The following is a 21,836-nucleotide window of genomic DNA, read 5'->3' as shown; positions in this document are numbered from 1 at the left end:
CTGTCTACGAGACACCGGATATGAGCAAAAATCGCGCTTCGGTTGAACTGGACGGTGTCGACCGCGCAATGCTCCGCCTGCTGCAGGAAGACGGCGCGCTGTCGAACGCGACGCTCGGCGAGAAGCTGTCGCTGAGCGTCACGCCGTGCTGGCGCCGCCGCAAGCGGCTCGAGGACGAGCACGTGATCACCGGCTACCAGGCGAACCTCGACCGCCGCGCGCTCGGCATGAACGTGTTCGCGTTCGTGCAGGTCACGTTCAACATGCACTCGGATCAGGATTCGGATCACTTCGAGGAGGTGATGCGGCGTCACGACGAAGTCACGTCGTGCCACAAGATCACCGGCGCCGCCGACTACCTGCTGCAGGTCGTCGCGGCCGATCTCGACGCGTATGCGGAATTCGTCGAGCGCGTGCTGCGAAAGCAGGTCGGCGTATCGTCGATCCAGTCGAGCCTCGCGTTGCGCGAGGTGAAGTTCTCGTCGCGCGTGCCGGTGCCGGACGCGTGATCGATCACGCGTCCATGCGCCCGTCCGCGGGCATCCGCCACCGATCGTCACCCATGGAGCGCTACCCGATGAAACGTTACCTTCCCGCCGCGTCGTTGGCCGCCGCGATCGCCTGCGCATTCGCATTGAGCGCCTGTGCCGCGCAATCGTCCGCGCCGGCCAGTGCATCGGCGCCGGCCGGTCCCTCCGCGCAAGCGGCCCCGCCGACCGTCGGCGGCGATCGCGACGCACACGGCTGCATCGGCTCGGCCGGCTACGCATGGTGCGAGCATACGCAGCAGTGCGAGCGTCCGTGGGAACTCGCGAAGGCACATGGCTTCGCGAATTCGGCACCGGCCTACGCGCAGTTCTGCCGGAACGGCGAAGCGAAGTGAAGTGATTCGACGTGAACGGGGCGCGGTGCAACGCCGCGGCCCGATGACGTACCCGCGTGGCGCACCGCGTGTCCGTCGCCCGCATTTCGCGCTTCCGACCCCGCCGGTTTTCCCGCCTCGCGCACCGTCATTCCGGAAACCCGGACACGCAAAAAACCCCACGAAAACAGGGGCATTCGTCGTCTGCGACACGTTGTCCGAGTTCGGTTATATTACGCGCCCCTTGCCACCCCGCCCCCGCAAAAACGCATCGCGCGCGGCGCCTTTCCACGCAGCCTGAAGCGCGTTCCGCCGAGGCTTGCCACAAGGGCCCGGGCACGTTGCGCACCCTCGCGATGCTGCGATTGCCTGCCCGCGGGAAGCCGATCCGAAGGTGTCCTTCCGAACGGCTGCGCGTGCGCAAATGCAACGGCGCATCGCGTCGATCCGGAATTCCGGATTCGCGATCCGGATCTCCGGATCCGCATGCCGGCGCAACGGAACCGCGCGCCGGGCGGCATGGCAAACCGATGTATCCAAGTTGAAAAAGGGATCTGCTGTGATCAAAACGTTACGGGTAATACTGTCGGCGCTCGCGCTGTGCGTCGCGACGTCGTCCGCGCACGCCGCCGATACGAAGAAGGTCGACGTCCTGCTGGTGGGCGGCGGCATCATGAGCTCGACGCTCGGCGTCTGGCTGCACGAACTCCAGCCCGACTGGTCGATGACGATGGTCGAACGCCTCGACGGCGTCGCGCTGGAAAGCTCGAACGGCTGGAACAACGCCGGCACCGGCCACTCGGCGCTCGCCGAACTGAACTACACGCCGGAGAAGGCGGACGGCAAGATCGACATCTCGAAGGCGATCGAGATCAACGAGTCGTTCCAGATCTCGCGCCAGTTCTGGGCGTGGCAGGTCAAGCAGGGCGTGCTGAAGAACCCGCACTCGTTCATCAACTCGACGCCGCACATGAGCTTCGTGTGGGGCGACGACAACGTGCGCTTCCTGAAGAAGCGCTACGAGGCACTGCAGGCGAGCCCGCTGTTCCGCGGGATGCAGTATTCGGAAGACTACGACCAGATCAAGCAGTGGGTACCGCTGATGATGGAAGGCCGCGACCGCAACCAGAAGGTCGCGGCGACGTGGACGCCGATCGGCACCGACGTGAACTTCGGCGAGATCACGCGCCAGTTCGTCGGCTACCTGAAGACGCAGCCGAACTTCACGCTGTCGCTGTCGAGCGAAGTGCGCGAGATCACGCGCAATGCCGACGGCACGTGGCACGTGTCGTGGGTCAAGCTGCACTCGGATGAACCGCCGCAAGCCGTCGACGCGAAGTTCGTGTTCATCGGCGCGGGCGGCGGTGCACTGCACCTGCTGCAGGCGTCGGGCATCCCCGAGGCGAAGGACTACGGCGCGTTCCCGGTCGGCGGCTCGTTCCTCGTGACCGACAACCCCGAGGTCGTGAAGCAGCACCTCGCGAAGGCCTACGGCAAGGCGTCGGTCGGCTCGCCGCCGATGTCGGTGCCGCACCTCGACACGCGGATCATCGACGGCAAGAAGATCATCCTGTTCGGGCCGTTCGCGACGTTCTCGACCAAGTTCCTGAAGAACGGCTCGTACTTCGACCTCGCGAAGAGCACCAACCTGCACAACGTCGCGCCGATGATGCGGGTGGGCGTCGACGAATTCCCGCTGGTCCAGTACCTCGCCGGCCAGCTGATGCTGTCGGACGACGATCGCTTCAACGCGCTGAAGGAATACTTCCCGAACGCGAAGAAGGAAGACTGGCGCCTGTGGCAGGCCGGCCAGCGCGTGCAGATCATCAAGCGCGACCCGGTCAAGGGCGGCGTGCTGAAGCTCGGCACCGAGATCGTCGCGTCGCAGGACGGCAGCATCGCGGGCCTGCTCGGCGCATCGCCGGGCGCGTCGACGGCCGCGCCGATCATGCTGAACCTGATGAAGAAGGTGTTCAAGGACAAGGTCGCGACGCCCGAGTGGCAGCAGAAGATCCGCCAGATCGTGCCGAGCTACGGCACGAAGCTGAACGACAGCCCGGCGAAGGTCGTCGAGGAATGGACCTACACGAGCGACGTGCTGCAGCTGTCGCCGCCGCCGAAGATCGACCTCGGCGTGCCGTCGCAGCCGGCCGGCAACGCGCCGGCCCGCCCGGCGAAGGCGTCGGCCGACATGGCGCTGTAACGCGCCCGGCCCCGTTTCGCCACGCCGCACGGCCGCCCTCCGGGGCGGCCGTTTTTCTTGGCGCGCGCCGGGCGGACGCCCCCGCATCCGCTAGAATTGCGGCACGCGCGACCCCGTCGCCGCCCGATCCATCATCCGCATCGACACAACCCGAGCCACCGCCGGTGCGGCCCGCGCCTGAGCCGCGCGAGCGCCGCCCGCCGTTGCCGCGCCCGCCCGGGCGCGCCATCAACCGAATTCAGCTGGAGAAAGACCGTGTTTATCTGCAGAAACCAGAGCTGCGGCACGCAGTGGGAGCAGTCCGACGTCGTCATCAAGGACGAAGGCCAGGGGCTGCTGTTCCGCTGCCCGCTGTGCGGCGCGCGCAACTACCTCGAACGCTTCGAGGACGACGAAGGCAACGTCGTCTACGAGCAGATGGAAGGCCGCCCCTACCTCGGAGACCTGTCCTGACATGACCCAATCGACGCCCACGCCCTTCAGCGCGCTGCCACTGACGCCCGCCACGCTCGCGAACCTCGCGCAGCTCGGCTATGTCGACATGACGCCGATCCAGGCCGCGAGCCTGCCGGTCGCGCTGGCCGGCCAGGACCTGATCGCCCAGGCGAAGACGGGGAGCGGCAAGACCGCCGCGTTCTCGCTCGCGCTGCTCGCGCGCCTCGACGCGCGCCGCTTCGACGTGCAGGCGATGATCCTGTGCCCGACGCGCGAGCTGGCCGACCAGGTCGCGCAGGAAGTGCGCCGCCTCGCACGTGCCGAAGAAAACGTGAAGGTGCTGACGCTGTGCGGCGGCACGCCGATGCGCCCGCAGGCGCAAAGCCTCGAACACGGCGCGCACATCGTCGTCGGCACGCCCGGCCGCATCATGGATCACCTCGACCGCGGCAACCTGAAGCTCGACGCGCTGAACACGCTGGTGCTCGACGAAGCCGACCGGATGCTCGACATGGGCTTCTTCGACGACATCGCGAAGGTCGCGCGGATGTGCCCGACCACGCGCCAGACGCTGCTGTTCTCCGCGACCTATCCGGACGGCATCGCGAAGCTGAGCCAGCAGTTCCTGCGCAACCCGAAGGAAGTCAAGCTCGAGGAGCGCCACGACGACAGCAAGATCCGCCAGCGCTTCTACGAGGTGACCGAGAACGAGCGGCTGCACGCGGTCGGCCAGCTGCTGAACCACTACCGGCCGGTGAGCACGATCGCGTTCTGCAATACGAAGCAGCAGTGCCGCGACCTGCTCGACGTGCTGCATGCGCAGGGTTTCCACGCGCTGGCGCTGCACGGCGAGCTCGACCAGCGTGAGCGCGACCAGGTGCTGATCCAGTTCGCGAACCGCAGCTGCTCGGTGCTGGTGGCGACCGACGTCGCGGCGCGCGGGCTCGACATCGCGCAGCTCGAAGCAGTGATCAACGTCGACGTGACGCCCGACCCCGAAGTGCATGTGCACCGCATCGGCCGCACCGGCCGCGCGGATCAGCAAGGCTGGGCGCTGAGCCTCGCGAGCATGGACGAGATGGGCCGCGTCGGCGCGATCGAACAGGCGCAGAAGCGCGACGTCGAATGGCATCCGCTCGCGGAACTGAAGCCGGCGGACGACAGCGTGCTGCTGCCGCCGATGGAAACGCTGCAGATCCTCGGCGGGCGCAAGGACAAGATCCGCCCGGGCGACGTGCTCGGCGCGCTGACCGGCGACGCCGGGTTCGACGGCAAGCAGATCGGCAAGATCAACGTGACCGAGTTCTCGACCTATGTCGCGATCGAGCGCGGCGTTGCGCGCGACGCGTTGCGCAAGCTCAATGCGGGGAAGATCAAGGGCAAGCGGGTCAAGGTCCGGTTGATGGACGAAGACGACGCATGACGCGCGACGCGGCGCGCCATGCCGCGCGCCGCCCCGCGCTTCACGCCAGTTCCGGATAGCCGTGCGCGGCCGCGTCCTCCGCGAGCCGCGCAATCGTGTCGTAGTCGGCCGGCGACAGCCGCTCGAATCCCTTCAGCCGCAGCACGCGCGCCCGTTCCGCGTCGGCGGCCACCGCCCGATCGAGCGCCTCCCGCAATGCGCCGACCTGCGTTTCCGGCAGTGCCCGCGACGCGATGAACGGCAATCCCGGCGCGGAGGCCGTCGTGCCGATCACCCGGATGTCCTTCAGCAGATCGGGCAGCGCATCGCGCACATAGGCAAACGTCACGCAGTCGATCGACGCGCAATCGGCCTCGCCCGCCGCCAGCGCACGCAGCACGTTCACGTGCGAGCCGAACGGCGTGACCGCGCCGAAGAAGCGTCCGTCATGCGCATGCGGCGCGACCGCGTGCCGGAATGCGTTCATCCCGCTGTGTGAATCCTCGCCGTTGAATGCGGCGCGCAGCCCCCGGCATGCGGCGAGCGTCGTCGCGCCGCCCGCGTGCACACGCGCCGACACGACCAGCACGCTGCTGTAGCGCGCGCCGTCGCAGCCGTCCGCGTCGAAGGCGGGCGTCGCGATCAAGCGCACGACGTCGCGCAGGCCGAGCATCCGGTACGGATAGCCGCAGGTCTGCGACAGCAGCAGATCGTCGCGCCGCCACAGCGCGTGCAGGTCGTCGAACGGATCGTCGGGCAGCACGACGTCGGCGGGGCCGCCCGCCTGCGCGAACGCATCGAGCGCGTCGCGCAACAGCGCACGCCACAGGGCGGCGTGGCGCGGCGTCACGTTGTACATCGGGAGTACGGCGATCGATGGGCTCATGCGGGCATTCTACGCATCGGCGGCGGCCCCGATGCTTATCGGCCGCCCGCCGATAAGCAAATACGAATCGATTGGTTGGCCATGGCGCGCCCGCCGGTTACCGTTGGCGGGCCTGCCGGCGCCGCACCCTGCGCGATGCCTGGCGGGCCGACCGTGATCCGCGAGACACCAGCGCACCCGGGCCGAGCGCCCCGGTTCCACCGCTCGTTCCCCGCACTGCCCGATCCATCCCGCCTCAACGCCATGGCCGAATACTTCGACGTCGATCATGCGCGCGCGATTGCCGCGCTCGACGCCCGCTTCACCGCCCGCACCGAGTGGCCGACCTGGCTGCTGGTCGCCGTCATCTACGGCGGCTGGCTCGCCGTGCTGCTGCTCGTGCGCGACGGGCGCCTGCCGCTCGCGGCCGCGACACCGCCGCTGATCCTGCTCGGCGCATGGCACATGTCGCTGCAGCACGAACTGCTGCACGGCCATCCGACGCGCTCCGCGTTCATCAACAAGCTGCTCGGCTATCCGCCGCTGACGGTCTGGTATCCGTACACGCTGTATCGCGACACCCACCTCGACCATCATCGCGACGAAGATTTGACCGTGCCGGGCGTCGATCCGGAAACGAACTACGTGACGCGCGAACGCTGGGCGCGGCTGCCGCGCTGGCGCCGTGCGCTGACGGTCGCGCGCAAGACTTTCATCGGACGAATCGTCGTCGGGCCGCCGCTCTCCGTCGCGGCGACCATCGGCGATGCCTTCGCCGCGTTCCGGCGCGGCGACTTCCGCTATCTGCCGATGTGGGCGACGCACGCCGCCTGCGTGATCGCGCTGCTCGCATGGCTGCAATGGGCGATCGGCGTGCCGTGGTGGTACTACCTGCTGGCCGTCACGTGGCCCGCGCTGTCGCTCGCGATGATCCGCTCGCTGTACGAGCACCGCGCCGCGCGGCATCCGAAGGCGCGCATCACGATCAACGAAGCCGGTTTCGCGATGCGGCTGCTGTACCTGAACAACAACTATCACCTCGTCCATCACGACCTGCCGAAGCTGCCGTGGTACGACCTGCCGCGTGCATACCGGATGCGGCGCGACGCGTATGCGCGCAAATGCGGCGGCTTCGTGATCCGCGGCGGGTATCGCGCGTTGCTCGCGCGCCATGCGTGGACGCCGACCGACCCGCCCGTGCATCCGTTCGACGAAGGCACGGCGTCGCTGTCGACCGGAAGCGGCGTGAAGGTGGCCGTGGTCGACACGGTGCTGCAGATCAGTACGTGACGGCCGGCGATCCCTCCGCTTTCGCGCCAATTCTTACAAAAAGCCGACAACGTCGATCTTCGCCGGCGAATTGCCAACCGGGCCGGCAATGGCCAGAATGGCGGCTCATCCGGGGCTTCCAACAATCATTCGCCCCGGCTCCGCCCGACGGCCGCGCGCCGCATTTCCCGACGACGATGCAACCGAACTCCCCGCCCGGCGCGATCCGCACGATCGGCAACGACTGGTCCGTGTCCGCGATCACCGCGGGCTTTCTCGCGGTCCTGATTTCCTATGCGGGCCCGCTCGCGATCTTCTTCCAGGCGTCACAAGCCGCGCACGCGTCCAATGTGATGGTGTCGTCGTGGGTCTGGGCGATCTCGATCGGCGCGGGCGTATCGGGCCTGTTCGCGAGCTGGAGGCTGAAGGTACCGGTCGTCACCGCGTGGTCGGCGCCCGGCACCGCGCTGCTCGTCGGCCTGTTTCCGCAACTGACGCTCAACCAGGCCGTCGGCGCGTACATCACGGCCGCCGTCATCATCCTGCTGATCGGCGTCACCGGCTACTTCGACCGGCTCGTGCGCCACATCCCGCGCGGCATCGCGTGCGGGATGATGGCCGGCATCCTGCTGCCGTTCGGCATGCATGCGTTCTCCGCCGCGTCGGCGCAACCCGTGCTCGCGTTCGGCATGATCGCGGCCTACGTGATCTTCCGGCGCCTGCTGCCCCGCTACAGCATCGTGCTCGTGCTGCTGACGGGCGCCGCGCTCGCGACGCTGCTCGGGATGACGCATCTCGGCAACGTGTCGCCGAGCCTCGCGCGGCCGGTCTTCATCGCCCCCGAATGGACGCTCGGCACGACGCTCAGCCTCGCGTTGCCGCTCGTCGTCGTCAGCCTCACCGGCCAGTTCCTGCCGGGGATGACGATCCTGCGCGTGTCCGGCTATCCCACACCGGCGCGCCCGATCATTGCCGCGACCGGCGTGATGTCGCTCGTCGTCGCGTGCTTCGGCGGGATCACGATCGTCGTTGCCGCGATCACCGCCGCGCTCTGCACCGGCAAGGACGCGCACGAGGATCCGGACCGGCGCTACGTCGCCGGCCTCGCGAACGGCGCGTTCTACCTGCTCGGCGGGCTGTTCGCGGGCACGATAGTCACGGTGTTCTTCGCGCTGCCGAAGGCGTTCGTCGCGATCCTCGCGGGGCTCGCGCTGATCGGCGCGATCAGTGCGAACGTGCACGGAATCTTCGAGGACGAGCACCACCGCGAAGCGTCGATGATCACGTTCCTCGCGACCGCGTCGGGGATGACGTGGCTCGGGCTCGGGTCCGCGTTCTGGGGGATCGTGATCGGGTCGGTGGCGTATGCGGTGCTGAACAAGGTGCGCCGGCCCGCGTGATGCGCGCCGCGTGCGGCTGCTTCACTCAACGCGCATGCCGGCGCACCAGTTGCGCGAGCGCGTCCTCCGGTGCCGTCGTCCCGTAAGCCCGCTCCGACACGTCGGCCTCGACGTCGATCCGCCCCGCGTTGTGCACGTCGTACAGATCGACGATCAGCTGCGCATGGCGCTCGCCGAGCCCGGCGCGCAGCAGTGTCGCCTGCCATGTCTCGCGCGGCAGTTCGTGCGCGACGACCGCACGGCCGGCCGCCGCGCCGAGGGTCTCCGCGATCGCCGTCACGCTCACGCGTCGCGGCCCCTCGACGCTGACGATGCGCGGCCCGTTGCCGCCTTCCGGCGCATCGAGCAGCAGCCGCGCCGCGACGACGCCCACATCGGGCGCCCACACCGTGGGAAACACCTTGCCGACCGGATGATGGAAGCTCGGCAGCACGCCGGCGCCGAGCGCGACCGGCAGCACGCGTGCCCAGTTCTGCAGATGTTCGGCGGCGCGCAGCAGCGTCAGTCGCGTCGGGATCGTCTTCAGACGTTCCTCGAAATCATGAAACAGACGCGTGATACCCGTATTGCCTTCGAGCTCCGCTCCGTAGTCCGACAACGCGAGCAGCGCAGGCGGCGGGCTCGCGGCGAGCGCGGCGGCCGCCACGTCGATCGTCCGCGTCATCGTCGTGGCCGGATCGGGATCGGCGACCGGCACCGGACACAGGATCTGCACGGCCTGCGCACCGTCGATCGCCGCGGCGACGGCATTCTCGTCCGTCAGGTCCGCGATCGCGACATCGCAGCCGAGTTGCACGAAACGGTCACGATGACGCGCGTCGTGCAGCACCGCGCGCACGGCATGGCCGGCCTGGCGCAAGGTCGTCACGGTCGACAGGCCGACGTTGCCTGATGCTCCGAAGATCACGAACACGATCCGCTCCTGGGGGATGAAGGTGTCGTGATTGTCGGCATGCGCGGCCGGAAAGGCGCGCAGGGTGGGATGAATCGCGCAGGAAAGGATGACGGGATGCGGGCGCCGTTCGTGCGATCCGCCCGCCGGGCCGCTATCGGCGCGCAGGCTTCACGTCGTCCTCCCCGTCATAAGCCAGCCGCAACCGGCCCCGTGTGCCCGAGCGCGCAATCTCCGTCGGCGTCGCGCCGAGCACGCGGTTCATCCAGTTCGCCATGTGGCTCTGGTGCGCGAACCCGGCTTCGAGCGCGATCTGGCTGATGCTGAGCCGGCCTTCGAGCAGCAGCGCCTTCGCGCGCTCCACCCGGCGCCGCACGACGTACTGGTGCACGGGCATCCCGAGCGTTTCGCGGAACAGCACCTTGAAATGCGGCACGCTGATCGACACGAGCGCCGCGAGTTCGGCCAGCGTCATGCGCCGCTCGAGGTTCGCCTCGACATAGTCGATCACGCGCGCGGCCGCCTTCGGCGCCAGCGTGCGCCGGCGTTCGCGGAACGCCGGCTGGCCGTCGACCAGCCGCGCGACGAGCGCCGTGCACAGGCTTTCCGCATAGAGCGGGTCCGACGCGTCATCCGCTTCGAGCTCGGCGGCCATCGCCCACGCGATGTGCTGCAGCCGCGGGTCGCGCACCTGCAGCCGCCGGCGGATCTGCGCGTGCGACGGCTTCAGTTCGAGGTGCTCGACGGTGCGTCGCACGAACGTGTCGCTGAGCATGATGTGCAGGATCCGACAGTCGGCGCTGTCGGTCCACTGGCCGGGCAGGCCGGCCGGAATCACGTCGACGTCGCCGTGCGCCTGGATCCGCGACACGCGCTCGCCGTCGCACACGCAATCCGCGCGGACGGGCCCGCCGATATGCACGCCGATGCGGTGATGCTCGGCCGCCGGAATCCGGTACGTGCCGGCGCGAATGTCGAGCAGCGCCGCGCCGAAGCCCCGCCAGCCGAGCCCGCGGCTGGAACGCAAACTGACCGGCACGCCGTTGTCCGGCGGCGCGGCGGGAATCGGATCGCTCATGGCTGGGCTCCACCCATTCGTGGTTCGAACGCGCATTGTGACGCGTTTTCGGGCCGCGCGCCGGGCCTGGGCGGCCGTCCCGGCACCGAGCGGAAAAAGATCATCCGTTTCTGCTCGGGACGATCCTTGCGTGCGCGCCAGCGGGCGCCGCGGCGCTTACGATCGCCCCATCCGACACCTACGGAGCCCGCCATGCCCCATTCCTGCCCGCTGCGCGCGACGTTCATCGCGCCTTCGCCTTCCGGCGCCGCCCGCCCAGCGTCCGATCCCCGCCCGCGCACTCGCCGCACCGCCATCGCCGCCTGGTGCCTGCGCGTCGTCGGCGGGTACCGGCTCGAACGGCTGCTCGCGTCGATTCCCGACAGCAACGACGACTTCGGGCTCGTCTGACCGGCAGTCGATGCGTTCGCCTACTTGCGCCGCCGATCGTGCGGCGCCACCGTCGCGCCGTCGATCACCGGCGCGCCCTGCTTGATCAGGAAGTCGCGGAACAGCCCCGTGACCTGCGAGATGCGCCGGTCGGCGAGCGTGACCACATACCATTCGCGCTCGATCGGGTTGCCGGGGAACGGCAGTTGCCCGAGCAGCCCCGTGCGCAGCTCGAGCGCGCACGCGTGCAACGACAGGAACGCGATGCCGAGCCCCGCTTCGGCCATCTGCTTGATCGCCTCGTTGCTCGACAGTTCGGAGCCCACATGAAACCGGTGGCCCGCGTTCTTGAACAGGCTCTCGACGGTCGAGCGCGTGCCCGCGCCGCGTTCGCGCACGAGCAGGTGCGCGGATTCGAGATCCTTCAGCGCGACGCGCTTGCGCTGCATCAGCGGATGGCCGGGCGCCGCGACGAACACCATCGGATGCTTCGCGAACTCGACCGCGTGCGTGCGCAGTTCCTTGGGCGCGCTGCCCATCACCGCGAGATCGATTTCATGCGTCGCGAGCATGCGGATGATGTCGTCGCGATTGCCGACCTTGAAATACGTCTTCACGTGCGGGCGCGTCGCGGTGAACTTGACGAGCAGCGGCGGGATCAGGTACTCGGCCGTCGTGATCGCGCCGATCCGCAACGTGCCGCCGAGATCGCCCGTCAACGCGGCCACTTCGTCGCCGGCCTCGCTCCACAGATGCAGGATCTCGCGCGCATAACGCGCCACGATCTCGCCGGCCGCGGTCAGCTGCACGCCGCGCCCCACCCGCTGCAGCAACGCGGCGCCCGCGGCCTCCTCCAGCAGGCGAACCTGCAGCGACACGGCCGGCTGCGTCAGGTTCAGCTCCTCGGCCGCGCGCGACACGCTGCCGAGCCGCGCAATCATGTCCAGCGCCTTCAGCTGCCGGAACGTCGCGGTCTTTCCTATAAGTGAATACATATGAGTCGCTTATAAACATTAAATTGTTCGAGTGGGTGCCAAACTATATCGTCGGTTCTTGAGCAATGTCATCCGAATCGTCATTCAGCGGGAGCCCCACATGGACAACACCACGCCCAACCTTGCAACGGACCGCGCACCGCGCCTGCCGCGCATCGTGATCGTCGGCGGCGGCGCCGGCGGCCTGCAGCTCGCCACGCGTCTCGGCGATACGATCGGACGCCGCGGCCAGGCCGACATCGTGCTCGTCGACCGCTATCCGACGCACTTCTGGAAGCCGCTGCTGCACGAAGCCGCATCGGGCCATCGCGATCCGGCCTCGCACACGATCGAATACGCGGCGCAGGCCAAGCGCCACGGCTTCCGCTTCGTGCAGGGCGCGCTGCAGCAGGTCGACCGCGCGGCACGCACCGTGACGATCGCGGCCGTGCACGACGCGGACGGCACCGAAGTCCTGCCGCGGCGCGAACTCGGCTACGACGACCTCGTGCTCGCCGTCGGCAGCGTGACGAACTTCTTCGGCGTGCCGGGCGCCGCCCGCCATGCGCTGCCGCTCGAAAACCTCGACCAGGCCGAGGATTTCCGCCGCAAGTTCCTCGCGGCCTGCACGAAGGCGAATCACCTGGCCGAGCAGCAGCCCGCGCGGCGCGCGGCACCGATCTGCATCAACGTGATCGGCGCGGGCGCGACGGGCGTCGAACTGGCGGCCGCGCTGCGCCACGCGGTCCAGCAGCTGACGACGTACCGCTTCAAGGCGCTGGTGTCCGCACGCGACGTGCACATCCGGCTGATCGAAGGCGGCCCGCGCATCCTGCCGGCGCTCGACGCACGGCTCTCCGGCAAGATGCACGCGCAACTGCGCGCGCTGAACGTCGACGTGCTGACCGACACGCGCGTGGCGGAAGTGGGCGCGGACGCCGTGACGACCGCGACGGGCGAACGGCTCGCGAGCGACATCACGATCTGGGCGGCCGGCGTCGCGGGCCCCGCGATCCTGCGGGACATCGGCGACCTCGCGCTCAACCGCTCGAACCAGGTGATCGTGACCGACACGCTGCAGACGCCCGACGATCCGCACGTGTACGCGTTCGGCGACTGCGCCGCGTGCCCGTCGACGGGTGCGAGCGGCTTCCTGCCGCCGCGTGCGCAGGTCGCGCACCAGCAGGCCGTGTATCTGGTCAACGCATTCGCGCGGCGCATCGCCGGCAAGCCGGTGGCCGGCTTCACGTTCCACGATGCGGGCACCGTCGTGTCGCTCGGCCATGCGGGCGCCGTGTACCAGGCCGACATCAGCGTGCGCTCGCGCTCGCTGATCGTCGACGGGCTCGCCGCGATCGGGCTGTACAAGTTCCTGTATCGCAAGCACCTGTTCAGCGTGGTCGGCGCGAAGCGCGCGCTGTTCCAGTCGCTGAGCCACTGGCTGCAAAGCCGCAACCAGCCGTCGATCAAGCTGCACTGATCGACGGCACGCACGCGGCATCGCAAGACGGCATGCCGGGCGGCCATCGCTCGATATGCCGTTTTCTTATATGCATATGCCGAATGCATTCAAACCGCGCGCCACGCTGGTGCATCACGTCGAACGCCGTCGATGCGACGTCATGCGCGCGGGAAACACCATGCGGCCCGCACCCCGCGCCCGCTCTGGCGCGCCACCTCATTCATAAGCCATATCATATGAGTCACCTATAAATATTAATTGGTCGTATTTTCAAGATGAACGCTAAGGTGTGTGGCATTCCCGTCGGCGAACGGATCATCACGTCTCTGAAGAGGAATCACCGTGGTCATCGAAGCCATCGTCACCCGTCTCGACGCAGCATTCGCACAAATCGAAGCAACACCGGATTCGCGCGAATCGCGCCATCAGCGCGACGCGATCATCCAGTGGCTCGATCGCGCATCGGAAGAAGGATATCGACTCGGTCTCGTCACGACGCTGCCGGCCGCCCGGCTCAGCGACATGTTCGAAGGCCAGTTCGGCCGCGCGCACCTCGACCGCTTCTCGGTCGTCGTCACCGATTCAGATCAGCAGGACTCCAGATCGAATCAGCATCCGTTCGACGTCGCGCTGCAGGCGCTCGGCGTGCCGCCCGAACGCGCGGTCGCGATCGCAAGCAGCGAACCGGAGCGCCGCGAAGCCGAGCATTTCGGCCTGTCGCGCTGCGTGAACATCACCGACACCGTGCGCTCGATCGCATCGGCCGGGCTCCACTGAACGTCGGCACGGCGGCCGGCGGCGACCGGCCGGCGCCGATCCGGCGGCAATCCGACGATTGCCCGACCGAACCCTGACATTCCGCTGTCAAAGTCGCTTGCCACACTTCCGGGCTCGATCCCACTCTCCCGGAAACGGAACGGCGCGCATCCGCATGCGTCCGTCCGCCGCTCGCCACGATGACACGCCCGACCCGCACCGCCGCCGCCCTCACGATCGCCTGTCTGCTGCTCGCCGCCTGCGGCGGGGAAGAATCGACGCCGCCCGCCACCTCGGCCGACAACGGCGGCGCGACGCCCGCGCCGCAGCCGCAGCCGCAGCCCACGCCGACACCGGCGCCCGCGACCTACTACCAGACGAAGACACCGTACCGCCCGCAGCAGGACGCCGCGACGTACGAAGCGCCGCCCGCCGGCTACGCGCCCGTCTATGCCGAACTCGTCGCGCGCCACGGCTCGCGCGGGTTGTCGGGCTTCAAGTACGACGGCGCGATCTACGCGATGCTGCTCAAGGCCGAGGCCGACGGCGCGCTGACCGCGCTCGGCATGCAGCTCAAGGCCGACACGTACGCGATGATGAAGGCCAACGCGCTGCTCGGCTACGGCGTGCAGGGTATCTCGACGCCCGGATACGGCAACCTCACGCAAACCGGCATCCGCGAACACCAGCAGCTCGCCGCCCGTCTCGCCCAGCGGCTGCCCGCGCTGTTCGCGGCGGGCACCCGGCAGGTCGTCGTCGTCAACTCGGGCCAGGATCGCGCGGTGGACAGCTCGACGTATTTCTCGGCGGCGCTCGTCGCCGCCCGGCCGGCGCTGGCATCCGCCATCACGCTGCCGGCCGCGCCGTCCGGCTATCCGGCGAGCGCGCCGGTTGCGCAGCCGGCCGGCACCAACCGCTTCCTGCTGTATTTCCATTCGCTGAAACCGGCCACCGATCTCGTCACCGATACGAGCGATCCGTACTACGCGACCTATCAGGCGAGCCAGGCGTACCAGGCCTATGCGAACGACGCGACGGTCGCCGCGAAGCTGAAGGCGATCAAGGCCGCACCGCAGGCGGCCGACGTCGCGCAGACGGTGCTGTCCGCACTCGTGTCGCCGGCCTTCATCGCCAAGCTCGGCAGCGACGGCTACACGTTCGCGAACACGGGAACCTACGCGTTCACGTCGACGGACGGCAAGTTCACCAATACACTGAAGGGTGACGGAAAGACGAGGATCGCCACGGCCGTCGATGCGGTGAACGTGCTGTACAACCTGCTGCAGGTCGCGCCAGCGATGACCGCGGAAACCGGCGGCGTCACGATGGAGAAGTACATCGGCGCGGAGCAGGCGCAGTATCTCGCGTACCTGCAGGATGCCGAGGACTACTACCAGAAGGGGCCCGGCATCCAGGAAGCGAACCCGGTCACGTACCGGATGGCAAAGGTGCTGCAGGACGATTTCTTCGGCGAAGTCGACGCGATCGCCCGCGGCGACCTGACGCGCGCCGCGAAGCTGCGCTTCACGCACGCGGAGATCGTGATTCCGTTCGCATCGGTCATGAACCTGAAGAACGTGTTCGTGCCGACGCCGCAGGCGCAGACGTACACCTATGCGAACAACCCGTGGCGCGGCGACCAGGTGTCGCCGATGGCGGCGAACCTGCAGTGGGACGTCTACCGCAACGGGTCGCGGCTGATCGTGAAGATGCTGTACAACGAGCGCGAGACGGATTTTCAGGCTGCGTGCGACGGCGCGAAGATCGCGCCGGCCAGCCACTTCTACGACTACGCGGGGTTGAAGCAGTGCTACGGGTATCAGTGACGCGAGGATGAGGCGCGGTGCGGGTCACGCAAGTCGCATCATCGCGTGCCCGCTCGCTACCTGAGGATCGAGCAGCATGACCTCGATCCGCTCCTTGCCCTTCCCGATGTTCTTGCGCTTGAGCGTCAGCATGCCGATCTCGCCGGTCGTCGCCGGGTGTGTGCCGCCGCAGGCCATCGTCGCAAAGCCGTCGACCGCCCAGAACCGGCGCTGTGCATCGACATCGCTGAAGTCGGTCACGATGCGCAGGTCACGCCTCGACAGGTCGGCGGCCGCCGATTCGATCTCCGGGAACAGCGGCGACAGGCTCGTGTCGCTCGCGAAGTCGATGCGCGCCTTGTCCTGCGCGATATGCGCGCCGATGCGCTCGATGCCGGGCCTGAGCCGGTAGACCAGTTGCAGCACCATTTCGGCCGCGAAGTGCAGGCGCATCAGCCGGTACCGGCGCGCCCAGTCGATGCGCCAGGTCGCACGATCGCCGACGCGCAGCGCGTGATCATGCGGGAGCGTATAGACGATGTCGAGGCCCTGCTTGTCGGCGCGGATCACCGGATAGTCGCCCAGCGATCCCGCGTCGCTTTCCTGGCCGCCCGAAAACGCGAAGAAGATGGTTGCGTCGACCCGCACGCGATCGCCGTCGACGTGCGTGACGACGGTATCCAGTGTGGTCCGGTAGGGATCGTCCCAGAACATTTTCCTTGTCATCGCCCGCCACGCCTTTCGCCGAGGAAAACGCCCAGCTTAGCCCGAACGCGTCCGGGCGGCTTGTACGATCTTGCGCCCCGTTGCCGTCGCACCCTCCGCCGGTGCGTCGCGCGGCGCCATCGCGTCTTCCTCGCGCTTGCGCTCGACGCGCCACGTGTGGATCGGCCGATGCCCCGGCCGCTCCCACCCGGGCGGCATCCACAGGTGTTTCACACGCTGCATGACGGGCCCCGGCGCAAACACGTCGCGCCACATGTCGACGAATTCGTGCACGTTCAGCACCAGGAAGTTGTACGAACGGATCTGCTGCGTGATCCCGTAGTCGACCGGTTCCGTTTCCTCGACATACGTGCCGAACATGCGATCGAAGATGATCAGCACGCCGCCATAGTTCCTGTCGATATAACGCGGATTGCGGCCGTGATGCGCGCGATGGTTCGACGGTGTGTCGAACACGTATTCGAACCAGCGCGGCAGCCGCCCGATCGCTTCGGTATGCACGAAGTACTGGTATGCGAGATCGACCGCGAGCAGGAACAGCACGACGGCCGGCGGGATGCCGAGCCACACGGGCGGCAGGTAGAACACGAACACGCCGACGAACGCATTCAGCAGCGACTGCCGCATCGCCGTCGTGAAGTTCATCACTTCGCCGCTGTGGTGCGGCACGTGCTCGGCCCAGAACCAGCGCACGCGATGCGACGTGCGATGAAACCAGTAGTAGCAGAATTCCACGACGACGAAAATCGGCACGACCGTATAGCCGTTCACGGGCACGTCGAACAGCCGGTGTCGATGGACCCACGCGAAGATCGCGCCGGTAAACAGCAGCCCCATCACGGTCTCGGCCACCTGGTAGCCGGCACCGAGCGACAGGTTCGCGACGATCTCCTTCCAGCGAAACGGCTCGCGGCGGCCGCGCCCGGTCATCACCGCATATTCGATCGCGAACGCGATCAGGAACACCGGCGTCATGCCGATCAACAGCACCTGCTTCCAGTCCACGTCGTTACCCAGGAACGCGTGGAGCCACGTCATCAACTCGTTCGGCATGTCGGCGGCCTCGATCGGGAACTGCCGCGCAGTATGGTCGCGCACGGGTCCGCTCGCGTTGACACTTGCCGACGATTACTTGACACTTTCCGCCATGCCCGCCGCCTCCCCGCTCGCGACCCAGCGCGTCTACTACTCGAGCACCTACGTGCGGCTGCTGTTCGACTATCTGTCCGGGCAGGGCCAGGATGCCCCGCGCGTCCTCGGCGAGGCGCGGCCGCCCGAGGACGATCGCGGGCTGACGCTGTACGCGAGCGCGCATTGGCGCGGCCTGCTCGAACGCGCGGCCCGCGCGCTCGACGATCCGCTGCTCGGCCTGCACGTCGGCCAGCGGATCACGCCCGCGCATCTCGGCGCGCTCGGCTATGCGCTGCATGCGTGCCGCGATGCCGGCGCCGCGCTCGCGCGCTGGCAGCAATACGAACACCTGATCGCGAACGTCGCGCGCATGGAAGTGCGCGTCGAGGCGACGTCGGTCGCGATCGAATGGCACGATGCGCCCGAGCCGCTCGGCCCGCTCGTCGACGAAGTGGCACTGACCGCCATCGTCCAGTTCGCGCGCAATATCACCGGCACGCGCCACGGGCCCGACGAAGTCTGCTTCGTGCATCCGTCGCCCCGCGACGCACAACCGTACCTCGACTACTTCGGCTGCCCGGTGCGGTTCGGCCAGCCGGTGAACCGTCTCGCGTTTCCGTTGCACCTGCTGACGCAGCCGCTGCAACGGCCGGACGACGCGCTGCGGCACATGATGGAGCGCCAGGCGAGCGCGCTGCTCGCCGAGCTGCGGCAGGCCGACGACCTCGAACGGTCGGTGCGCGAAGCCGTCGCGCGCTTGTTGACGCACGGCGAAGCCGGCATCGAGCCGATCGCGGCGGCGCTGCACGTGTCGTCGCGCACGCTGCATCGCCGGCTGGCCGAACTCGGGCTGAATTTCAGGACCCTGCGCGAGGACACGCGGCGGCGGCTCGCGATCGACCACCTGAACGATCCGCGGCTGACGCTCGCGGAAGTCGCCTGGCTGCTCGGCTATTCCGAACACAGCGCATTCACGCGCGCGTTCCGGCGCTGGACCGGCGAATCGCCTCAGCAGTGGCGCGCCCGACAGCCGCTGCGGGCGGCCCGCGTCGCGCGCGGCTGACGAACTCGCGCCCGCCGGCACGGTCGAACGGACATCGCCGGAGAATCCTCATGAAACGCGTTACCGCTGCTGCTGTCCTGCCCCTGCTTGCCGCCGTCAGCGTGCCCGCCGACGCCGGCGCGCTCCCCGGCGCCGCCGCGCCGGTTCCCGTTCAGGCGCACGCGAAAAACTGCGTGCCGTCGCGGGAGGCCACGCAGGACGTCCGTTCGCCGTCGAAGGCACCGCCGATCCGCGTATGCGTCGGCGATTCCGATACGCAACTGAACCTGCCATGGTTCCTGACCGACGTCCTGACCGCGGTCGATACGCACCAGTCGCCCGGCGCGCTGCTTCACAAGATGCGCAACGATTTCTGAGTCGCGGCCGGCGCCGCGCCGGCGCCGCTCATTCCGCGTCAGGCCGCGACAGCACCTCCACGAACGTGCTGACGATGCCCGTCCACATCGCGGGGTCGGCGATACGCGCCAGCCATCCCCGCAATTCCTTTCGCTCTCCTTTCGACAGTACCCCGTGCGCGCCGCAGATGGTGTCGTAGCGCGGCGTACCGCGCGACGCGAGTGCGCGATCGAGCAGATAGTTGCGGACCTGTCCGTCGATCGAAATCTGGATCCACAGCGAGCCGCCATCCGCGGCGGCAGCGCCATCGGTCACCATGACCGTCGTAGGAGCGGTATCTTCTTCCATCATTGCGAAACTCCGGCATGACGCGCGAACAGCCCCCCGCGCGCTCGCGGCGACCCGCCTAAAACGGTATGTCGAGGCAATGTTTCTTTTTTAGACGCAATCACAAAACTGCACCAATTTTTAATCAATAATATTTCGTAATAGCGCGCCACATCATATACTTGCCGCGCACCATCCTCGTGCCAAGAGACGGTGTCTTTCGACCCGGCCGCATGACCATGCGGCCGGGGGTTTTTTCGGTGTGCTACGTCAATATGGATGCGCAAAATGCACTCGTCAGAGACGTGAGCCGTCGGACCGAATGGCCGATCGCGACGGGCCTGCCGCCGCTGCCCAGCGCGATCGTCGCGCCGGTTCGCATCGCGATGCCGATACGCGAACCGGATCGCCCGGACCAGGCATGACGCATGCGCACCGACCGGTTCGACATGCCTCTCCATGCGTACAACATCAAGGGCAACCGCGGGAATGTCGGCGCTCATACCAGGCTCGAAGTCCGTTTTCCAGCGTAGCGGTACATGGCCGCGGGCGGTCTTTTTCGTCGCGGTAATCGTTTGCGTGCTCGTGCCCGCCTGCGCGATCGTACTGGCCGATCGCTACGCACGCGATGCCGTCACCACGCAGGAACGCGTCGTCGCGAACGACATCGTGGCGACGGTGAACCGCATCCTCGACGGCGTCCGCCTGCGACATGCGGACGAGCTGACCGCGCTCGTCGGACGCCCTTGCGCGTCGGTATTCCGGACGCTGGCCGAAGTGGGTACTCGCCTGCGCTACCTGCGCGCCGTCGCGCTGGTGAACGACGGCCGCGTCATGTGCTCGTCGGCGCTCGGTGCGATCGACCTGCCGCTCGACGCATACTCGCGCGAGCCCGAACCGGGCGCGACGATCGTCACGCTGCTGCGCCAGACGCCGTTTCAGCGCGGCATTCCGGTGCTGGCCGTGTATCGCGCCACCGCGCGTGGCGCGGGTGTCCTGTACCTGATCGAAGGCGACTACGTGGTCGATGCACTCGCGCCGAGCGCCCGCACCGGGACGGAATCCGCCACGCTGTCGATCGCCGGATCGGGCCGTCTCGACCAGCAAGGCAAGTTCGCGCCGGAATCGGACCACGCTCCCGCCGGCGGCACCACGATCGCGTCGCAACGCTGGCCCTTCACGGTGTCGGTCGCCGCATCGGCTCAGTACGCCTCGCACGTCCAGGGCCACTACCGGTTGATCGGCATGACGATCGTGCTGTTGGCCGACGGTCTCGTGATGGCCGCCTACCTGCTGGCGATGGCGCCGCGGCGGCTGTTGCTGAAGGCCGTTCGCCATGCGCTCAGGCGCAACGAGTTTCACGTCGTGTACCAGCCGATCGTCGACGTGCAGACGCGCCGGACGGTCGGTGTCGAGGCGCTGCTGCGCTGGCAGCATCCGAAGTGGGGAGTCATCAGCCCGGCCGTGTTCATCCCGCAGGTGGAAGCGAGCACGGTACTGCCGAAGGTGACCGAATTCGTGCTGCGGACGGCCGTGTCGGAACTGACCGCGCTGACGCCGTCCGCGCCGCTGCGCATCGCGGTGAACATCGCGCCGAAGGATCTCGAGCGCGCGCGCTTCGTATCCGTCGTCGAGGAAGCGATCCGCGCGCTGCCGCCGAGCTTCACGCTGGTGCTCGAGGTCACCGAACGCATCCTGCTCGAGAAGAACGCGCGGACCACCGAGGTCTTCAACGCGCTCCGGTCGAAAGGCGCGAAGTTCGCGATCGACGATTTCGGCACGCATCACAGCAATCTCGATGTGCTGTCGCGTTTTCCGTTCGACTACGTGAAGATCGATCGCCAGTTCGTCGCCCAGCTGAACGACGGCGGCGCAGGGCTGATCGAGGGGATCGCGGCCGTCGCGCACCACTACGACCTGAAGATCATCGCGGAAGGCGTGGAGACGGAAACGCAGCATCGCGCGCTGCATGCGATCGGGATTCAGTATGCGCAGGGCTATCTGTATCGGCGGCCGCAGCGCGCGGAGAACCTGAAACGCGATTGCGCTTGGGTATCGTCGTAGCGGCACCGGGCCCGACACGCACCGCCGGCGGTTACTGTGCGCCGTATTGACCGCCGAGACGTACGCGGCCCAGTTCGACCCAGCCCTCGAAGTCGTCGCCGGTCTTGCCGTTCACGTACATGATGTTGTACCAGCGCCCGTGCGACTTGTAGACGGTCACCGAATCGCCCGGGACGATGAAGGTTCGCTTCGTCATGCACTGCGCGTCGGGTGCCGAGTAGAAATATGCGCGCCCGGCGCCGATGACCGTGCCGGACGCCGGCGGCCGGAAGTTGTCGTCCGGGCCGCTCGTGGCCGCATCGAGCTTCCCGCAATCCACCGCGCTTTTTGCCTGCGCGCCGTTCGCGACGAGGCTCGCGCCGATCGCCAGCAGCGCGATGCACGTGCGCATCCACATGTTCATTCGCATGGTTCGTC

At 67.9% G+C, this 21,836-nt stretch carries 23 protein-coding genes; 15 read left to right on the top strand and 8 right to left on the bottom strand.

Annotated features, from left to right (window positions below; genetic code table 11):
• The first annotated feature begins 20 nt into the window (after positions 1-20).
• From AC0KUR_RS13810 to dbpA, 5 genes are all read left to right on the top strand, one after another.
• Positions 21-509 (top strand): Lrp/AsnC family transcriptional regulator, encoded by a 489-nt coding sequence (locus AC0KUR_RS13810; protein WP_473376025.1) that lies wholly within the window; start codon positions 21-23, stop codon positions 507-509.
• Positions 510-577: 68 nt separating this feature from the next.
• Complete coding sequence (locus AC0KUR_RS13805; protein ID WP_226252409.1) at positions 578-883, top strand: hypothetical protein; 306 nt, start codon at positions 578-580, stop codon at positions 881-883.
• Positions 884-1,421: 538 nt separating this feature from the next.
• A complete protein-coding gene (gene mqo, locus AC0KUR_RS13800; RefSeq protein WP_034189660.1) occupies positions 1,422-3,065 on the top strand; it encodes a malate dehydrogenase (quinone) in 1,644 nt (547 codons plus the stop codon).
• 255 nt (positions 3,066-3,320) lie between these two features.
• Positions 3,321-3,518: a hypothetical protein gene (locus tag AC0KUR_RS13795; RefSeq protein ID WP_473376024.1), complete on the top strand. Its 198-nt coding sequence runs from the start codon at positions 3,321-3,323 to the stop codon at positions 3,516-3,518.
• Position 3,519: 1 nt separating this feature from the next.
• The gene (gene dbpA / locus AC0KUR_RS13790) at positions 3,520-4,923 is read left to right on the top strand and encodes an ATP-dependent RNA helicase DbpA (RefSeq protein ID WP_034189661.1); all 1,404 of its coding nucleotides are present in this window, start codon (positions 3,520-3,522) and stop codon (positions 4,921-4,923) included.
• A 40-nt stretch (positions 4,924-4,963) separates the two neighbouring features.
• Here dbpA and AC0KUR_RS13785 read toward each other — a convergent pair whose 3' ends face one another.
• Complete coding sequence (locus AC0KUR_RS13785) at positions 4,964-5,788, bottom strand: phosphate/phosphite/phosphonate ABC transporter substrate-binding protein (protein ID WP_473376023.1); 825 nt, start codon at positions 5,786-5,788, stop codon at positions 4,964-4,966.
• Positions 5,789-6,031: 243 nt separating this feature from the next.
• On the opposite strand from AC0KUR_RS13785, the gene AC0KUR_RS13780 reads away from it, so the two are divergent.
• Both AC0KUR_RS13780 and AC0KUR_RS13775 read left to right on the top strand, forming a co-directional pair.
• The gene (locus AC0KUR_RS13780) at positions 6,032-7,057 is read left to right on the top strand and encodes a fatty acid desaturase (RefSeq protein WP_124670694.1); all 1,026 of its coding nucleotides are present in this window, start codon (positions 6,032-6,034) and stop codon (positions 7,055-7,057) included.
• Positions 7,058-7,233: 176 nt separating this feature from the next.
• Entirely contained in the window at positions 7,234-8,436 is a 1,203-nt protein-coding gene (locus AC0KUR_RS13775) for a benzoate/H(+) symporter BenE family transporter (RefSeq protein ID WP_473376022.1), read from the top strand.
• Between the two features lie 25 nt (positions 8,437-8,461).
• On the opposite strand, the gene AC0KUR_RS13770 is transcribed toward AC0KUR_RS13775, so the two are convergent.
• Together AC0KUR_RS13770 and AC0KUR_RS13765 are read right to left on the bottom strand one after the other, a co-directional pair.
• Positions 8,462-9,349, bottom strand: coding sequence for an NmrA family NAD(P)-binding protein (locus AC0KUR_RS13770; protein ID WP_175027247.1), 888 nt, complete (start codon positions 9,347-9,349; stop codon positions 8,462-8,464).
• A gap of 133 nt (positions 9,350-9,482) precedes the next feature.
• Positions 9,483-10,406: an AraC family transcriptional regulator gene (locus AC0KUR_RS13765; RefSeq protein WP_175027246.1), complete on the bottom strand. Its 924-nt coding sequence runs from the start codon at positions 10,404-10,406 to the stop codon at positions 9,483-9,485.
• A 192-nt stretch (positions 10,407-10,598) separates the two neighbouring features.
• On the opposite strand from AC0KUR_RS13765, the gene AC0KUR_RS13760 reads away from it, so the two are divergent.
• Positions 10,599-10,796: a hypothetical protein gene (locus AC0KUR_RS13760; protein WP_473376021.1), complete on the top strand. Its 198-nt coding sequence runs from the start codon at positions 10,599-10,601 to the stop codon at positions 10,794-10,796.
• A gap of 20 nt (positions 10,797-10,816) precedes the next feature.
• Here AC0KUR_RS13760 and AC0KUR_RS13755 read toward each other — a convergent pair whose 3' ends face one another.
• Complete coding sequence (locus AC0KUR_RS13755; protein WP_034189668.1) at positions 10,817-11,770, bottom strand: LysR family transcriptional regulator; 954 nt, start codon at positions 11,768-11,770, stop codon at positions 10,817-10,819.
• A 100-nt stretch (positions 11,771-11,870) separates the two neighbouring features.
• Here AC0KUR_RS13755 and AC0KUR_RS13750 point away from each other — a divergent pair, with 100 nt between their 5' ends.
• From AC0KUR_RS13750 to AC0KUR_RS13740, 3 genes are all read left to right on the top strand, one after another.
• Entirely contained in the window at positions 11,871-13,229 is a 1,359-nt protein-coding gene (locus AC0KUR_RS13750; RefSeq protein WP_034189669.1) for an NAD(P)/FAD-dependent oxidoreductase, read from the top strand.
• Between the two features lie 324 nt (positions 13,230-13,553).
• Entirely contained in the window at positions 13,554-13,988 is a 435-nt protein-coding gene (locus AC0KUR_RS13745; RefSeq protein WP_034189670.1) for an HAD family hydrolase, read from the top strand.
• A gap of 179 nt (positions 13,989-14,167) precedes the next feature.
• A complete protein-coding gene (locus AC0KUR_RS13740; RefSeq protein WP_473376020.1) occupies positions 14,168-15,793 on the top strand; it encodes a histidine-type phosphatase in 1,626 nt (541 codons plus the stop codon).
• Between the two features lie 24 nt (positions 15,794-15,817).
• Here AC0KUR_RS13740 and AC0KUR_RS13735 read toward each other — a convergent pair whose 3' ends face one another.
• Both AC0KUR_RS13735 and AC0KUR_RS13730 read right to left on the bottom strand, forming a co-directional pair.
• Positions 15,818-16,498 carry an alanyl-tRNA editing protein gene (locus AC0KUR_RS13735; protein ID WP_034189672.1) on the bottom strand — a complete coding sequence of 227 codons (681 nt, stop codon included), beginning with the start codon at positions 16,496-16,498 and terminating at the stop codon, positions 15,818-15,820.
• 36 nt (positions 16,499-16,534) lie between these two features.
• Positions 16,535-17,551, bottom strand: a complete 1,017-nt coding sequence (locus AC0KUR_RS13730; RefSeq protein WP_473376051.1) for a sterol desaturase family protein — start codon at positions 17,549-17,551, stop codon at positions 16,535-16,537.
• Between the two features lie 94 nt (positions 17,552-17,645).
• Between AC0KUR_RS13730 and AC0KUR_RS13725 the strand changes: the two genes are divergently transcribed.
• Together AC0KUR_RS13725 and AC0KUR_RS13720 are read left to right on the top strand one after the other, a co-directional pair.
• Positions 17,646-18,692 (top strand): AraC family transcriptional regulator, encoded by a 1,047-nt coding sequence (locus tag AC0KUR_RS13725; RefSeq protein WP_049035404.1) that lies wholly within the window; start codon positions 17,646-17,648, stop codon positions 18,690-18,692.
• Positions 18,693-18,742: 50 nt separating this feature from the next.
• Positions 18,743-19,048: a hypothetical protein gene (locus tag AC0KUR_RS13720; protein ID WP_473376019.1), complete on the top strand. Its 306-nt coding sequence runs from the start codon at positions 18,743-18,745 to the stop codon at positions 19,046-19,048.
• Between the two features lie 28 nt (positions 19,049-19,076).
• On the opposite strand, the gene AC0KUR_RS13715 is transcribed toward AC0KUR_RS13720, so the two are convergent.
• Positions 19,077-19,376, bottom strand: a complete 300-nt coding sequence (locus AC0KUR_RS13715; RefSeq protein WP_034189674.1) for a hypothetical protein — start codon at positions 19,374-19,376, stop codon at positions 19,077-19,079.
• A 212-nt stretch (positions 19,377-19,588) separates the two neighbouring features.
• Between AC0KUR_RS13715 and AC0KUR_RS13710 the strand changes: the two genes are divergently transcribed.
• Entirely contained in the window at positions 19,589-19,780 is a 192-nt protein-coding gene (locus tag AC0KUR_RS13710) for a hypothetical protein (RefSeq protein ID WP_124609173.1), read from the top strand.
• A gap of 34 nt (positions 19,781-19,814) precedes the next feature.
• Positions 19,815-21,419 carry an EAL domain-containing protein gene (locus AC0KUR_RS13705; protein WP_473376018.1) on the top strand — a complete coding sequence of 535 codons (1,605 nt, stop codon included), beginning with the start codon at positions 19,815-19,817 and terminating at the stop codon, positions 21,417-21,419.
• A gap of 31 nt (positions 21,420-21,450) precedes the next feature.
• On the opposite strand, the gene AC0KUR_RS13700 is transcribed toward AC0KUR_RS13705, so the two are convergent.
• Positions 21,451-21,828, bottom strand: coding sequence for an SH3 domain-containing protein (locus AC0KUR_RS13700; RefSeq protein ID WP_167361892.1), 378 nt, complete (start codon positions 21,826-21,828; stop codon positions 21,451-21,453).
• Positions 21,829-21,836: the final 8 nt, after the last annotated feature.

Source organism: Burkholderia sp. YHN3-13, assembly GCF_055810675.1.
This window is presented reverse-complemented; position numbering and strand designations above follow the sequence as displayed.

Bases quoted from the DNA above. Each gene is read 5' to 3' on its own strand.
- AC0KUR_RS13810 (WP_473376025.1), top strand. From the start codon at position 21: ATGAGCAAAAATCGCGCTTCGGTTGAACTGGACGGTGTCGACCGCGCA.
- AC0KUR_RS13805 (WP_226252409.1), top strand. From the start codon at position 578: ATGAAACGTTACCTTCCCGCCGCGTCGTTGGCCGCCGCGATCGCCTGC.
- dbpA (WP_034189661.1), top strand. From the start codon at position 3,520: ATGACCCAATCGACGCCCACGCCCTTCAGCGCGCTGCCACTGACGCCC.
- AC0KUR_RS13785 (WP_473376023.1), bottom strand. From the start codon at position 5,788: ATGAGCCCATCGATCGCCGTACTCCCGATGTACAACGTGACGCCGCGC.
- AC0KUR_RS13780 (WP_124670694.1), top strand. From the start codon at position 6,032: ATGGCCGAATACTTCGACGTCGATCATGCGCGCGCGATTGCCGCGCTC.
- AC0KUR_RS13775 (WP_473376022.1), top strand. From the start codon at position 7,234: ATGCAACCGAACTCCCCGCCCGGCGCGATCCGCACGATCGGCAACGAC.
- AC0KUR_RS13765 (WP_175027246.1), bottom strand. From the start codon at position 10,406: ATGAGCGATCCGATTCCCGCCGCGCCGCCGGACAACGGCGTGCCGGTC.
- AC0KUR_RS13760 (WP_473376021.1), top strand. From the start codon at position 10,599: ATGCCCCATTCCTGCCCGCTGCGCGCGACGTTCATCGCGCCTTCGCCT.
- AC0KUR_RS13755 (WP_034189668.1), bottom strand. From the start codon at position 11,770: ATGTATTCACTTATAGGAAAGACCGCGACGTTCCGGCAGCTGAAGGCG.
- AC0KUR_RS13750 (WP_034189669.1), top strand. From the start codon at position 11,871: ATGGACAACACCACGCCCAACCTTGCAACGGACCGCGCACCGCGCCTG.
- AC0KUR_RS13740 (WP_473376020.1), top strand. From the start codon at position 14,168: ATGACACGCCCGACCCGCACCGCCGCCGCCCTCACGATCGCCTGTCTG.
- AC0KUR_RS13735 (WP_034189672.1), bottom strand. From the start codon at position 16,498: ATGACAAGGAAAATGTTCTGGGACGATCCCTACCGGACCACACTGGAT.
- AC0KUR_RS13730 (WP_473376051.1), bottom strand. From the start codon at position 17,551: ATGCCGAACGAGTTGATGACGTGGCTCCACGCGTTCCTGGGTAACGAC.
- AC0KUR_RS13725 (WP_049035404.1), top strand. From the start codon at position 17,646: ATGCCCGCCGCCTCCCCGCTCGCGACCCAGCGCGTCTACTACTCGAGC.
- AC0KUR_RS13720 (WP_473376019.1), top strand. From the start codon at position 18,743: ATGAAACGCGTTACCGCTGCTGCTGTCCTGCCCCTGCTTGCCGCCGTC.
- AC0KUR_RS13715 (WP_034189674.1), bottom strand. From the start codon at position 19,376: ATGGAAGAAGATACCGCTCCTACGACGGTCATGGTGACCGATGGCGCT.
- AC0KUR_RS13710 (WP_124609173.1), top strand. From the start codon at position 19,589: ATGACCATGCGGCCGGGGGTTTTTTCGGTGTGCTACGTCAATATGGAT.
- AC0KUR_RS13705 (WP_473376018.1), top strand. From the start codon at position 19,815: ATGCGTACAACATCAAGGGCAACCGCGGGAATGTCGGCGCTCATACCA.
- AC0KUR_RS13700 (WP_167361892.1), bottom strand. From the start codon at position 21,828: ATGCGAATGAACATGTGGATGCGCACGTGCATCGCGCTGCTGGCGATC.